This is a genomic window from Nocardia araoensis NBRC 100135, assembly GCF_000308435.1.
Classification (GTDB): domain Bacteria; phylum Actinomycetota; class Actinomycetes; order Mycobacteriales; family Mycobacteriaceae; genus Nocardia; species Nocardia araoensis.
In genome coordinates this window covers 142,483-156,247 of record NZ_BAFR01000124.1, presented here as the reverse complement: position 1 = coordinate 156,247, position 13,765 = coordinate 142,483, and the positions used below count along the sequence as shown (strand labels likewise).

The window sequence follows — 13,765 nt, the reverse complement described above, 5'->3', positions numbered from 1 at the left end:
AGCGGCGCTCGTACGGGCTCTGGCAGAAGCCGCGCAGCGCGGGCCTTTTCGGCTTGCGCTGGGAGGAAACCGTGCTCGGCTTCGCGGTCGTGATCACGGCGCTGATCACCGCGATGGTCGGCGGCTTCCAGTGGGGTGTGATCGTCGGCGGCGTCGGGGTCGTCGTGATGGTCCCGCTGGTGTGGCGGACCGGAGGTCGTTCGGGCTACGAGACGGGATTGATGATGTTCAACTGGATGCGCTCGCGCAGTCGTGGCGAGCACGTGTACCGCGGTGGCCGCTTCTCCCGGATCCCCGGTGGCGTCACCCGCTTGCCGGGGCTGCTCGCGCCCTCCAAGTTGTACGAGGGCATCGATGCGGGCGGTTACAGCTTCGGCATGATCCACCTGCCGCAGTTCGCCCAGTACACGGTGGTATTGCGTGCGTGGCCGCAAGGTCACGAGGCGGTGGATCAGCCCGTGATCGACCGGTGGGTCTCGGCGTGGGGAACCTTCCTCGCCTCGGTCGGCCAGACCAGCGACATCGTCGCCGTGGTGCCGGTGATCGACACCGTTCCGGAGACCGGAAACCGTTTGCTCACCGAGGTTTCCACGATCACCAGGCCGGAGGCGCCCGAACTGGCTCAGCAGGTGATGTACGAGCTGGCCACCGAACTGCCGCAGGAGCGGGTGCAGTTGCTGCCGCGGGTGGCGATCACGTTCAAGGCCACCACCGCCGAACGCCGCAAGAACCCGGCCGAGGAAGCAGTCGAGATCGGCAGGCGCCTGCCCGGCATCTGCGCCGCACTGGCGGAAGCCGGTGTGCGCGCCCAGCCGATGTCGGCGGACGAGGTGATCTCGTTCATCCGCCGCAGTTACGATCCCGCCTCGCAGGCCGATCTCGAGGTGGCCGCGGGCGAACCCGATGGACACGGACTGGACTGGGCGGACGCGGGCCCGGTGTCCCACGACGAGAAGTGGGATCACTTGGTGCACGACGGTGGCCGGTCGGTCACCTGGGAGATGGACGCCGCCCCCGAGGGCGCGGTCGACGAGCGGGTGTTGCAGCGGCTGCTCGCACCGAATCCCGAAGTCCCGCGCAAACGTATCGCGATCGTGTACCGTCCGCATTCAGCCGCCGACGCCGCCGAGATCGTCGACGACGATTTCAAGAACGCGTTGGTGGCCCAACAGAGCGAACGCGGAGTCGTATCCGCGGCGGCGACGCTGCGGGTGGGCGCGACTCAGCAGGCCCGCGAGGAGCAGGCCAGGGGTCACGGTGTGACCCGCTTCGGGGCGCTGGTGACCATCACCGAGCCCTTGCGCGGTGACCTGCCGCGCATCGAAGCCATCACGCGCGACCTGTCGACCCAGGCGCGCTTGAAGATTCGGCGGTGCTACCGCTACCAGGCGGCGGCCTTCGCGGCGTCGCTCGGTTGCGGGGTGATCCTGCCGGAACACGCGACAATTCCGAAGGCACTGGCGGGGTGAGCTATTCATGGCACGGGACTACGAGCCACCCGTACGGGAACGGGACGAGGACGCGCGCCGCAGGCGGCTCGAACAATCCGGACGGGACGAGTGGGGACAGCGGCCGGAGCGGCGGCGCCCCACCCGGGACTCGGCGCGGGTGAACGGCGAGGACCGGCTGGGCGTGGACACGACCGACCGGCGGACGGGTGAGCGTCGCGCGCGCCCGGGCGCGGGCCGGTCCGACGGTGTGCGCGCCGACCGGGCGCACACCGAACGTTCCCGCGCCGAGCGGAACTCGCGCGCGTCCCGTGACGCGGCCACCGAACGCATCGCCGCGCGGCCGGATCGCAACGGCGCCAGGAACGGCCGTGTGGCACGGCCCGCGAAGGTCGACTACACCGCCGACCGTGCCATGGGCAGCCCGTACACGGACAAGGCGGCCCGCCGCGCGAAGGCGAAAGCCGATCGGCGCAAGCAGTCCGGGCCACCGCTGCTCGACGACGCCACCCGCGCCAAGCTGGAGATGCTCGCCCGCGAGGGCAATGGCCTGCGGGCGGCATGGGCGCAGTTCCGGGTCCGCACCGACGACATCCGCCGCCGCAACTACGCGGCCCGCGCGGAGCAGACGATCGAGGACGGATTCGACCGCAGCACAGCGCAACTCACCGACCGCGGCTACGCGGGCCCGGGCGGCGGCCGGATGAACGTGGTCGGCCGCCCGGTGGAGTACCGCGCCACCACCGCCCAGGTGGCGGGCCTGTGGCCCTGGTCGGTCGGTGCGGGCGCGCCGCTGATCGGCACGCCCCTCGGCTCGCATCTGCACACCGGCGCGCCGGTCTGCTTCGATCCGATGAACTGGTTCATGCGCGGCAGTTTCATCACCGCGCCCAGCCTGTTCGTGCTCGGCCTCAACGGTTTCGGCAAATCCTCGCTGGTGCGCCGGATCGTGCTCGGCGGCATCGCGCAGGGGATCACGCCGTTGATCCTGGCTGACGTCAAGCCGGACTACCGGAAGATGGTCGAGCTCGTCGGCGGTCAGGTGATCGATCTGGGTTACGGGCACGGCAAGCTCAACCCGCTCGCGGCGGGCGTGCTCGGCGCGGTCGTCCCGCGACTGGAAGAGTTCCCAGCGCTACAACTGCAGGTGTTGCAGGACCTGCGGGCCAGGCAGGTGACCTTGATCGCGGGCCTGGTGGAACTGGTGCGCGGCGACCGTGTGCGCGACTACGAGGAGACGTTGATCTCCACCGCACTGCGCATCCTCTATCGGCCGGGCAGCGGATACACGCCGGACAAGCCGCCGATCATGGAGAACCTGCTCGAGGTCATCGTCGGTGGCGGCGAGGAATTGATGCTGGACGCCGGCGCCGACGACATCGCGGAGTACCAGGAGGCGATCAAGGGACTGCGCCGCTCCCTACGCGCGCTCACCCAGGGACCGTTCGGCGCGGTCTTCAACGGCCAGACCACCGTGCCGATCGACACCAGCGCGGTGGCGGTGTGCATGGACGTCTCGCACATTCCGACCGGCGACAAGAAGCTCAAGGCCGCGGTCATGCTGGCCTGCTGGGCCGACGGGTTCGCCTCGGTGGAGGCCGCGCACGTGCTCGCCGACGCGAAACTCGGTCCGCAGCGGTATTTCCAAGTGGTGATGGACGAGCTGTGGCAGGTGCTCGGCCTCGGTGACTTCATGGTCGACCGCGTCGACGAGCTCACCCGGTTGCAGCGCGGCATCGCCACCGCGCTGATCATGATCAGCCACACCATCAAGGACCTGCAGTCGCTCGGGTCGGAAGCCGCCATCGCCAAGGCCCTCGGTTTCCTCGAGCGGGCGCGCGCCAAGATCTTCGGCGCGCTCCCGGCCGAGGAGATCAAACGGCTGGACAGCACGGTTCCGTTCACATCGGCCGAGGAGGAGATGGTGACCGGATGGTCAGCACCGCAAGCGCTGACCGGCGAGGCGCTCAAACCGGGACAGCAGCGGCCGTCCCCGCCCGGCACCGGTAAATTCCTGCTGAAGATCGGTGAGGATCGTCGTCCCGGCATCCCGTTCCACATGGAATTCACGCTGTCGGAGAAGGAAAGCGGGATCCACGACACCAACCAGCGGTTCAGCGAGTTCACCGAATCGGTCTCGCGGGGAACGGATTCACCGGGGAGTGCCGCATGATGCCGCACCGGTCCTACCGCCGCGTCTCGCCGGAGGTGCGCCAGGCGGCGGTCGAGCAGGTCATCGCGCTGACCGGCAAGCTGCGCAGCGAATCGGAGGCCTGCCGCGTGGTCGCCGAACAGATCGGTGTGCACACGAACTCGGTGCGGAACTGGGTGCGCGCGGCCGAAGGCCCCGGTCTCGAGCGGATGGACGCGACCGCGCTGCGGCGCAAGGTCGCACTGCTGCAACAGCAGTTGGCGGCCGCCGCCGAGATGAACCGCACGCTGGCCGACACCCTCAACGAGACTCGGCGCCGCACGTGAACCGGGGCTGCGCGCGGCACGATGCCGGAGTGCGGCGGTGAGCGGCAAATCGGTGTTGTGGACGGCGCTGGGCGCGGTGCTCGGCCTGATGACCATTGTGCTGGTCATCGTCATGCCCGCGGTCGACGACGCCTGCGAGGGCGGTTCCGTGCTCGGCTCGCAATCGGCGCTTCCGCCGCTGGGCGGTTACGCTCCGGGCGATCGGCGCGCCGCAGCGACCACCGGTCCCGGTGCGAGCCGGACCACCAATCCCGCCGCGACCGCCACGCCCTCGCTCGCCGCGGGAGCAGGCCCGCTGCGCCGCACGCTGCCGATGGCCACCGGAACCTTCACCGTGTCGGACACGTTCGGCTCGCGGGGCGGCGCGCACCGGGGCGTCGACCTGGCCGCGCCGGACGGCACGCCCATCTTCTCGGTCTCCGACGGACGTGTCGTCGCCGCCGGCCCGGCCTCCGGATTCGGCAACTGGATCGTCATCGATTCGGTGGACGCCAACGGCCGCTCGTACTCGGCGGTGTACGGCCACATGTGGGACTCCGGCGTCTTCGTGCGGGCGGGCGACACGGTGACCGCGGGCCAGCACATCGGCGCGGTCGGTTCGGCGGGCGAATCCAGCGGTCCGCACCTGCATTTCGAGATAGTCCCGGGCGGGCGGTTCACCGGCGGACGGCAGATCGACCCGCTGCCCTGGCTGGACGGTGCGCCGACCCCGGATGTCGGCGGTGCGCGCGCCTATTCGAGTGATCCGCGCTGCAGCCTCGGCTTCGGCACCGCGGGCGGCGCCCTCGCCGCGGGCAAGGTGCCGCAGGAACTGGAGATCTGGTACCGCCGCGCGGGTTCGATTTGTCCGCAGATCACGCCTTCGCTGCTGGCCGCGCAGGGCAGGCAGGAATCCGGTTTCCGGCGCGGCGCCACCTCACCCGCCGGTGCGCAGGGCCTGGCCCAGTTCCTGCCGACCACCGCGGTGAGCATCAATCCCGACGACGGACAGCCGTACGTGATCGATGCCGACGGCAACGGCGTGGCCAGTGTGTGGGACGACGGAGACGCGATCATCGGTCAGGGGCGCTACATGTGCGCGATCGCGCACCAGATCCAGCGGTGGCAGGCCGAGGGCAGGGTGCAGGGCGACATCGTCGCGCTGACGCTCGCGGCGTACAACGCGGGCGAGGGCGCGGTGCTGGCCTCCGGCGGCATGCCGAACCAGCTCGCCGCACACTACGCCGAGACCCAGCCTTACGTGCGCAACATCCTCGCGATGGAAGCGCAGTACCGAGCGCCGGGTTCGCTCGGCCGGTTCACCCCCGGACAGGGTTCGGCCGGTGACCAAATCGTCCAAGCCGCGCACGAATGGCTGGGCACACCCTATGTCTGGGGCGGCGGCGGGCCGCAAGGGCCGAGTGGCGGGGGACTGGACGGACCGGGCCTGACCGCGGCGGCCGTGTTCTCGGCGTCTTCCGGGACGGTGACGTTGCCGCGCACGGCCGAACAGCAGTGGGAGGCGGGCGCGGAAGTGCCGATGAGCAGGGCACAGCCGGGGGATCTGGTGTTCAGCTCGTTCGGTCCGCGCGGACCGGCGCAGGTCGGCGTCTACGCGGGCAACGGGCGGATGATCCAGTCGGTGCCCGGCGCGGACGTCCGATCCGGCGGTGGCGTTTCGGAAGTCGCGGTGCCGGGAGACGGACGGGCGAGGAGGGTGCTGTGAGCGTTCACGGGCGCGAACACACGGCGACGGGACTGCCGCGCCGCCCCGATGTGCGGCTAGCCTGGATGGACAGAGTGAATGCACGCGCGAAACTGGTGGTGATGCTGGTGGTGAGCGTCGCGCTGCTGAGCGCGGCCTGTGGCCAGGCGGACCGCGCGGACTCGGGATCCGATGCGGCGCACGCCGCTACGTCCACACCCCGGTTGCTGGAGGGCGTGCCCGCCCCCGACCCGGTGACCCCGGACGGCGTCGCGGTAGCGGCGTTGCGGGAGATCTACAGTTGGCAGCCCGCCACCGAGGCCCAGGGCGAGTCTCTGGGCAGGGCGCGGAAGTTTCTCGGCCCCAGCCTGATTCGTATGCTGGATGCGACGCCGACCGCGGTGGAGACGCCGAAGTCGACACTGCAGTGGGCGGATTGGGCGAAGGAAGGGGCGCACGTGGAAGCGTTCACCTTCGCGTCCGGCGAGAAGGCGCCCACCCTCAGTGACCCGAACGTCCAGCAGTTCAAGATCGGGATCGAACAGACCGTCGTCTATCCGAACGGACGCAAGGAGCCGCTGCCGCCCGCGACGGTGATCGCCACCGTGGTGCGCACACCCGACGGCTGGCGGCTCGACGCATTCCGCTGACCACCCGCTTTCCGTACCGGACGGCCGACCCAGGAGGGACACATGGCGAAGAAGAAAAAGGTGACGGATCCGGCCATACCCGGACCCGACGTCAGCCTGCTACTGACCTACGCCGGCTTCGCGATCTTCGGAACCCTCTGGCTCGCCTTGCATCTGGGCAACATGCTGGAGGGCAGCCCGCAGCAGGTGCCCTTCAACCCGATCGCCATCGCGGCCGATCTGGCGCGGGGGAGGTTGCGCTGGCCGGGCGCGGCCACGGCGATCGTGCTGCTGGTGATCCTCAGCGTCGTCGCTTATCTGGTGATCCGCAAGGAGCTGCAGAAGCGCCGGTCCAAGGGCAGGCTGCCGGTCGACGACAAGGCCGACGTGATGGGCAACGGCGGCGCGATCGCGATGCTCACCGAGGCGGGCGTGCGAGAGAAGGCCGAGCAGCTGGGAGTGGAACTCGGTTACAACGACGCTCCGGGCGTACCGATCGGCATGGGTGTGGCCGACGGGGTGATGCTCTACGGCTCGTATGAGGATCTGCACCTGGACATCTGGGGTCCGCGCCAGGGCAAGTCGACCGCGCGGGTGATCCCGGCGATCCTCAGCGCGATCGGCCCGGTGCTGGCCACCTCCAACAAGCGCGATGTGGTCGACGCGACCCGAGACGTGCGCGAGGCGAAGGGAAGTCCCACCTTCGTCTTCGATCCGCAGGGTGTCGCGGGCGAAGAGACGACCTGGTTCTGGGATCCGCTGTCGTGGGTGGACGCCAAGCGTGAGGGGTGCGAGATGCGCGCGGCGCGGTTGGCGGGGCACTTCGCCGACGGCGACGATGGCAGTGACAGCAACAACGACGCGTTCTTCGATCCCGAGGCCGAGGACCTGCTGGCCGGACTGTTCCTCGCTGCCGCGGTCGGCGATCGCAACGGCAGCAGGCCGATCGTGCAGGTGTGGGAGTGGGTGACCAATCCGCAGGACACCGAGCCCATCGAGCTCCTGCGCGCCGCCCGCCATCACTACACGGCCTCGGGCCTGTCCTCGCAGTACAATGCCGATCCGCGCACGCGCAGCGGTATCTTCGGCACCGCCAAGAAGATGATCCGGTGCCTGAAACTGTCGAACGTGCACCCGTGGATCACCCGTGGCGGCGATCGCAGGGAATTCGACGAGCTGGAATTCCTGGAGAACAACGGGACGCTCTACAGCCTGTCGCTGGAGGGCCGCGGATCGGCCGCGCCCTTGGTGAGCGCGCTCACCGAGGCGGTGGTCGACGTGGCGATGCGCAAGGCGTCGCAATCGGCCGGTGGCCGCCTGGCTATCCCGATGCTCGCGGTGCTCGACGAAGCCGCCAACGTGGTGCGCTGGAAGGATCTGCCCAAGCAGTACAGCCACTTCGGCTCGCGGGGCATCGTCGTGATGACGGTGCTGCAGTCCTGGGCACAGGGCGCCCGCTGCTGGGGGGAGAGCGGCATGAACGCGTTGTGGTCGGCGGCGAACATCAAAGTGCTCGGCAGCGGCGTGGACGACACCAAATTCCTGCAGGAGCGTTCGGATGTGCTCGGCGAGTACGACGCGATCTCGCAATCGGTCTCCGAATCCAAAGGCGGCAAGAGCTACTCGCGCTCGCTGAGCTCGTCCAAGACGTTCTCGGTCAACGCCCTCGCGACGCTGCCGCGTGGCCGAGCGATCCTGTTCCCCTCCGGTGCGCCCCCGGTGCTCATCCGCACCGTGCCGTGGTGGGAGGGTGAGTACGCTGCCGACGTGAAACAGTCCATCTCGCACCATGATCCGCAGCGCAAGACGCAGATCGCGGACGTCATCGGTTCGCCGTCGCTGAGCAAGTCGACGCCACCGCCGGAGTACGGCCAAGTCGAGGAGGTCCGGCCGCTGTGAACGAACAGCAGCAGAACATGATCTACGGGAGCGTAGTCGCATTCGTCGAGGAATACCTGAGCGTGGTCTATCGGCGGCAGGTCACCGATCTCAGCGACACGGTGTGGTGCCCGGAATGGTGGCAGCACGCCGAAGCGGTCGCCCGACTGGACGCGCTGTGGCGCGCGTGGGAACACTACCGGCAGGACGCGTCGACCGGACTGAGTGTCTGGTTCCTGGATCACGCTGATCCGCACATGGCGAAATTGTTCGACCCGAAGGGCCCGTTCAAGTATTGCAGCGTGCGCAACGGCCACAAGGACATGCTCAGCCCGCTGCCGACGAAGTCGCCGCAGCACGGGATGTTCGGCGATCCGACGATCGGTGAATTCCCTACGTAGCCCCGCGGTCGTTCTCCCGAAACGCGAACGCCCGCCGGCTCAGCAGGCGGGCGTTCGTTCGTCTCTTGCTATCGCGTGCGCTCCAGGCCACGGGATTCCTGTTCCCGTCCTGCCCTGGTCACCGCGGGCGCCTCGCCGGGGCGGGTGCGTACGGCCTCACCCGGCGGCTGTGCCTGCCCTACTTCGATCAGCATCCGTACCGCGGCAAGCTCCGGCGCCACACCCATTTTCGCGAGATGTGCCGCGATCGCCATCCGGCGTTCCTGGGAGTCGTATTGCAGGGCCGGTTTGCTGGCGGCATTGGCCGCCATCCGTGATGCCTCGGCCTGGGCGGAGAACCGGTCTTTCTCCAGTGACACACCCTTTTCCGGGATGGGCTTCTCGATGAGCCTGGCCAGCTCGGCGTTGCGCGGATCCTTCGCCTTCGCGTCGCGCGCCTCCCGGAGCTGCAACTCCTTGGCCTCTTTGATGCGGGCCTCGGTGAGCTTGACGCGCGCTTCGGCTTCCTTCTGACCACGCTCGCGGGTCCGCAAGGCGACGAGCGTCGCAAGCTGCAACATTGTCCTCATCATGGCCGCGGTTTCCCGGCCGATGTCGTCCAGTTCCTCGGACATGGCTGCTCCCCGATGCTGCAGTGATCACTATGGATGATTGTGGTGCTTCGTTACGGACGCCGCCACGCGAGCTGTAGTCCCGTGCAGCGGGTCCCGCCTGCAAACGTGGACACCCGAAGAACTTGTGGCGTGGCACTTCCTGCCCGGGGGTTCGCCCGGCCGAGGCCGCACTACGCTGCAAGAACTCCTTGTTCCGAGGTTACCTGACAAAGGTCGGCACAAACGAACGAGCGTGTTGCTTTATCAGCATGTATCGCACATTTCCGGCGTGTCTCCGGGCGTGCCGGATGATCTTCGGTTGAGGGCACCCTAACCGAAGAAAGGTTCGACTACCCTCACTTCGCCCGGACGGGCCTGGATACGGCTCGGCCCCGCGGCCGGAGTCGGCCGCGGGCCCGAATGCGTCCACACTCAGCGGTCGATGCGCACCGACTGGATCGTGACCGGCTGCTTGGGCTTCCCGTCCCCGGGGCCGTTGGAGTCGTCCTGCCCCAGTGCGGCGATCCTGTCGAGCGTGCCGAGGCTGTTGTCGTCCACGGTGCCGAAGATCGTGTACTGCGGCGGGAGCAGGGAATCGGAGTACACGATGAAGAACTGGCTGCCGTTGGTTCCCGGCCCCGCGTTGGCCATGGCCAGCACGCCGCGCTTGTACGCGATCGGCTCCGTGGTGGCCGCCGGATCGTTCGGAGCGTACTGGTCGGTTGGGTACTCGTTGTCGAACTCGTAACCGGGCCCGCCCATTCCGGTACCGGTGGGGTCGCCGCACTGCAAGACCTTCAGACCCTCGCCCGCGGTCATGCGGTGGCAGCTGGTGCCGTCGAAGTAGCTCTGCGCCGCCAGGCTGACGAAGCTGTTCACCGTGCACGGCGAATCGGCGTTGTTCAGGGTCAGCCCGATCGGCCCCTGGCTGGTCTCCATGCTGACGCTGATCTTGGCATCGACGCCGGTGGTGGGGATGCCGTCGGCCTTCGGCTTGTTGACCGGCTTGTCGGCGGGTTTGGCGCTGTCGCGGTAGGCGCAGTCGACCGTCGCGGGCTTGGCCTTCGCGGCGGGCGGCGCGGCCGCGGCGGGGGTGCTGGACAGCGGGGCGTCGGCGGCATCGGAGCCGCTGCTGTCGTCGCCGCGGGTCAAGAAGTACACCCCGGTCACGGCGGCGACCACGACGACGACACCGAGTACCGATCCGGCGATGGTGAGTTGCTTGCGCTTGCGCGCCCGCTCGGCCCGGTTGGCGAGCTGACGTTCCAGCTTGCGTTTCGCCGCGGCTCGTCGCTGTTCGTTGCTCGGCACTACCACGTTCCTCCCGTATCCGGTTACATCGGGATAAGAGTGTGCCATTTCTACCTGAGACTGTTCCGCAACCTTCCTGAGAGGCGGTTCGGGGAACCGGTTGGACTTGCGGGGCCGCAGTGGTGGAAACTGGAGCATCGTGACCAAGACCAGCAGCTTCTCCGCCCCGAAGGGGGTACCGGACTACGTGCCACCCGGCTCGGCCGAGTTCGTCGCGGTGCGCGACGGCCTGCTCCGCGCCGCCCGACTGGCCGGGTACGGGCATATCGAGCTGCCGGTCTTCGAGGACACGGGCCTGTTCGCCCGTGGCGTCGGCGAGTCCACCGACGTGGTCACCAAGGAGATGTACACCTTCCCCGACCGTGGCGACCGCAGCGTCACGCTGCGCCCCGAGGGCACCGCCGGCGTGATGCGCGCGGTCATCGAACACGGCCTGGATCGCGGGCAGCTCCCGGTGAAGTTGTGCTACGCGGGTCCCTTCTTCCGCTACGAGCGGCCGCAAGCAGGCCGGTACCGGCAGTTGCAGCAGGTGGGCATCGAGGCGATCGGCGTCGACGATCCGGCGCTGGACGCGGAGGTCATCGCGATCGCCGATGCCGGATTCCGCGGCCTTGGTTTGGACGGGTTCCGGCTCGAGGTCACCTCGCTGGGTGACGAGACATGCCGCCCGCAGTACCGCGAACTGCTGCAGGATTTCCTGTTCGGCCTGCCGCTGGACGAGGAGACGAAGCGGCGCGCCCAGCTCAACCCGTTGCGCGTGCTGGACGACAAGCGGCCCGAGGTGCGGGAGATGACCGCGAACGCGCCGCTGATGATCGATCACCTGTCGGAGTCGGCCAAGGCGCACTTCGAGCAGGTGCTCGGCCACCTGGAAGCGCTGGGTGTGCCGTATGTGGTGAACCCGCGCATGGTGCGCGGCCTCGACTACTACACCAAGACCACGTTCGAGTTCGTGCACGACGGTCTGGGCGCGCAATCCGGCATCGGCGGCGGCGGCCGCTACGACGGTCTCATGGCCGAGCTCGGAGGGCAGCCGCTGTCGGGTATCGGGTTCGGACTCGGCGTCGACCGGACCATGCTGGCGTTGGCGGCCGAGGGCAAGTCGGCGGGCAATCCGGCGCGCTGCGAAGTGTTCGGCGTGCCGTTGGGCGACGCAGCCAAGCAGCGGCTGGTGGTGGTGGCCGCGCAGTTGCGCGCGGCGGGAGTCCGGGTCGATCTGGCCTACGGCGGGCGCGGTGTGAAGGGGGCGATGAAGGCGGCCGACCGCTCCGGGGCGAAGTTCACCCTCGTGCTGGGCGATCGTGATCTCGCGGAGAACACCATCGGGCTCAAGGACATGGCGACCGGCGACCAGCGGCAGATCCCGCTGCCCGAGGCGGTCGGCGTGATCCGGGAGTCGCTGGCCGGGTAGAGAGGTGGCGGGTGCGCGCGGTGCCCTCGGGTTTCGCGGCGAGACCGCCGCGCGCACGGTACTGTGCGTCGAACCCGTCGTCGGCCGGGCGACGGGAGCGGTAGCGTGACCGGCGCGCACACCACCGCCGCCGGAGTCGCGAGAGGGCGGAGCAGTGTCCACGAATTCTGATGACCAGCAGGCGATCGCGCCGGTGGGCCTCGATCTGGTCGCGCCCGAGTTGTACGCGCCGATGTTGCGCCGCCTCGCGCTGGCCGCGTCGGGCATCGGGCTGGGCGCGGCGCTGCTGGCCGCGACCGTGGTGAGCTGGCCGATCGCCGCGGCCGTCGGCGTCGTCGTCGGCGCGCCGACCGTGCTGTACGCCGTCGCGCTGCGTCGGCGGCGAATGTGGTTGACCGGCACGATGATTCATGCCCGCAGGCTGTTCGGTGAGCGGCGGGTGGAGATGGCGGCGGCCACCGGCGTCGAGGTTCTGGTATTCCCGGCCCGATTGAGCCGGATCGCCCTGCGGATCACCGCGGGGGAGGTCTCGCAGGTCGTTCCGCTGGCCATGTACACCGACGCGGGCAGCGGTCGCGAGCTGCATCTGCTCGGTTTGCGCAGGCTGGCGGACGCGCTCGCCGCGAGCCAATTGGCCGCGGCTGTAGCGGTTTCGGAGATCCTGGTGCAGCAGTTGCGGGCCGAGGCGCGTGACGCCGGGCTCGAGGAACGGCCGCTGTATCGCGCCGTGCGGCTGGCACGCGCCAAGGACGCGGTTTCGCCGATCGTGCTGACCGACAGCGAGGTCGCCACACTCGGCTGACGCCGCGCGGGGCCGTGCCGGGCGGCGCACGCGTCACTGTCGCGTAGCTCACCGTGGGCCGTCGGTGGCGGTGAGAGTGGCTAGGGTGGGCAGCAGAAGTCCGCCGACCGCAAGGAGTTCGTCGTGAGCACCGCCGCTGGGACCGTCACCGTCACCGTGACCGGAGCCGCGGGCCAGATCGCCTACGGCATGCTGTTCCGGATCGCCTCCGGCGCGATGCTCGGCCCGGACACGCGCGTGCGTCTGCGGCTACTGGAGGTCCCCGCCGCGGTGGCGTCGCTGGAGGGCGTAGCGATGGAACTGGAAGACGGCGCGTTCGGGCTGCTGGAGTCCATCGACATCAGCGACGACCCCTGGATCGGCTTCGCGGGGGCCGACATCGCCCTGCTGGTCGGCGCACGGCCGCGCACCGCCGGAATGGAACGTTCGGATCTGCTCGCCGCCAACGGCGCCATCTTCACCGAGCAGGGCGCGGCGATCAACGCCAGCGCCGCGGACGACGTGAAGGTGCTCGTGATCGGCAATCCGGCCAACACCAACGCCTTCATCGCCATGAGCAACGCACCGGACGTGCCCGCCGAGCGCTTCACCGCCATGACGAGGCTGGACCACAATCGCGCCATCGCGCAACTGGCCAAGAAGACCGGTGCGCCCGCCGCCGATATCGCGCGGGTCGCGATCTGGGGCAATCACTCGGCGACGCAATACCCCGACATCGCACACGCCACCATCGCCGGGCGCCCCGCCCTCGACCTGATCGGCGATCCGGCGTGGCTGACCGAGCACTTCGTGCCCACAGTCCAGCAGCGCGGCACCGCCATCATCCAGGCCCGCGGCGCGTCCTCTGCGGCGAGTGCGGCCAGCGCCGCGATCGATCACATCCACGACTGGGTGCGTGGCACCCGGGACGGTGACTGGGTGTCCATGGCCGTGCCCTCGGACGGCTCCTATGGCGTCCCCGAAGGCCTGATCAGCTCGTTCCCGGTCACGTGCGCGAACGGCGAGTACACCATCGTGCCCGAGCTTGCGATCGATGCTCTGGCCCGTCCCCGGATCGACGCCTCGGTCGCGGAGCTGGAGCAGGAGCGCGACGCCGTCATCGACCTCGGTTTCGCCAAGCGGGTCTGACC

Annotated in this window: 12 protein-coding genes; 10 read left to right on the top strand and 2 right to left on the bottom strand. The window is 69.2% G+C overall.

Annotated features, from left to right (window positions below; all coding sequences use genetic code 11):
* From ON21_RS16820 to ON21_RS16790, 7 genes are all read left to right on the top strand, one after another.
* The coding region (locus ON21_RS16820; RefSeq protein ID WP_039799025.1) for an SCO6880 family protein at positions 1-1,469 on the top strand (1,469 nt) is incomplete at its 5' end.
* Positions 1,470-1,476: 7 nt separating this feature from the next.
* Entirely contained in the window at positions 1,477-3,621 is a 2,145-nt protein-coding gene (locus tag ON21_RS16815) for a putative type IV secretion/conjugal transfer ATPase (protein ID WP_083880667.1), read from the top strand.
* Positions 3,618-3,926 carry a transposase gene (locus tag ON21_RS16810; protein WP_039798972.1) on the top strand — a complete coding sequence of 103 codons (309 nt, stop codon included), beginning with the start codon at positions 3,618-3,620 and terminating at the stop codon, positions 3,924-3,926. Before ON21_RS16815 ends, ON21_RS16810 begins: the two co-directional genes overlap by 4 nt.
* Positions 3,927-3,963: 37 nt before the next feature.
* A complete protein-coding gene (locus ON21_RS16805) occupies positions 3,964-5,631 on the top strand; it encodes a peptidoglycan DD-metalloendopeptidase family protein (RefSeq protein ID WP_039798971.1) in 1,668 nt (555 codons plus the stop codon).
* Positions 5,628-6,260, top strand: coding sequence for a hypothetical protein (locus ON21_RS16800; protein ID WP_245562625.1), 633 nt, complete (start codon positions 5,628-5,630; stop codon positions 6,258-6,260). Before ON21_RS16805 ends, ON21_RS16800 begins: the two co-directional genes overlap by 4 nt.
* 42 nt (positions 6,261-6,302) lie before the next feature.
* A complete protein-coding gene (locus ON21_RS16795; protein WP_039798970.1) occupies positions 6,303-8,138 on the top strand; it encodes a type IV secretory system conjugative DNA transfer family protein in 1,836 nt (611 codons plus the stop codon).
* Positions 8,135-8,518: a DUF4913 domain-containing protein gene (locus tag ON21_RS16790; RefSeq protein WP_245562624.1), complete on the top strand. Its 384-nt coding sequence runs from the start codon at positions 8,135-8,137 to the stop codon at positions 8,516-8,518. The genes ON21_RS16795 and ON21_RS16790 overlap by 4 nt, the downstream gene beginning before the upstream one ends.
* A 68-nt stretch (positions 8,519-8,586) precedes the next feature.
* Here ON21_RS16790 and ON21_RS16785 read toward each other — a convergent pair whose 3' ends face one another.
* Both ON21_RS16785 and ON21_RS16780 read right to left on the bottom strand, forming a co-directional pair.
* Positions 8,587-9,132, bottom strand: coding sequence for a hypothetical protein (locus ON21_RS16785; RefSeq protein WP_039798969.1), 546 nt, complete (start codon positions 9,130-9,132; stop codon positions 8,587-8,589).
* A 411-nt stretch (positions 9,133-9,543) separates the two neighbouring features.
* A complete protein-coding gene (locus ON21_RS16780; RefSeq protein WP_039798967.1) occupies positions 9,544-10,422 on the bottom strand; it encodes a peptidylprolyl isomerase in 879 nt (292 codons plus the stop codon).
* 139 nt (positions 10,423-10,561) lie between these two features.
* On the opposite strand from ON21_RS16780, the gene hisS reads away from it, so the two are divergent.
* From hisS to ON21_RS16765, 3 genes are all read left to right on the top strand, one after another.
* Positions 10,562-11,833 (top strand): histidine--tRNA ligase, encoded by a 1,272-nt coding sequence (gene hisS, locus ON21_RS16775; protein ID WP_039798966.1) that lies wholly within the window; start codon positions 10,562-10,564, stop codon positions 11,831-11,833.
* A gap of 154 nt (positions 11,834-11,987) precedes the next feature.
* Positions 11,988-12,635 carry a hypothetical protein gene (locus ON21_RS16770; protein WP_051020878.1) on the top strand — a complete coding sequence of 216 codons (648 nt, stop codon included), beginning with the start codon at positions 11,988-11,990 and terminating at the stop codon, positions 12,633-12,635.
* 123 nt (positions 12,636-12,758) lie between these two features.
* Positions 12,759-13,763 (top strand): malate dehydrogenase, encoded by a 1,005-nt coding sequence (locus ON21_RS16765; RefSeq protein WP_039798964.1) that lies wholly within the window; start codon positions 12,759-12,761, stop codon positions 13,761-13,763.
* Positions 13,764-13,765: the final 2 nt, after the last annotated feature.

Bases quoted from the DNA above. Each gene is read 5' to 3' on its own strand.
- ON21_RS16785 (WP_039798969.1), bottom strand. From the start codon at position 9,132: ATGTCCGAGGAACTGGACGACATCGGCCGGGAAACCGCGGCCATGATG.
- ON21_RS16795 (WP_039798970.1), top strand. From the start codon at position 6,303: ATGGCGAAGAAGAAAAAGGTGACGGATCCGGCCATACCCGGACCCGAC.
- ON21_RS16810 (WP_039798972.1), top strand. From the start codon at position 3,618: ATGATGCCGCACCGGTCCTACCGCCGCGTCTCGCCGGAGGTGCGCCAG.
- ON21_RS16815 (WP_083880667.1), top strand. From the start codon at position 1,477: ATGGCACGGGACTACGAGCCACCCGTACGGGAACGGGACGAGGACGCG.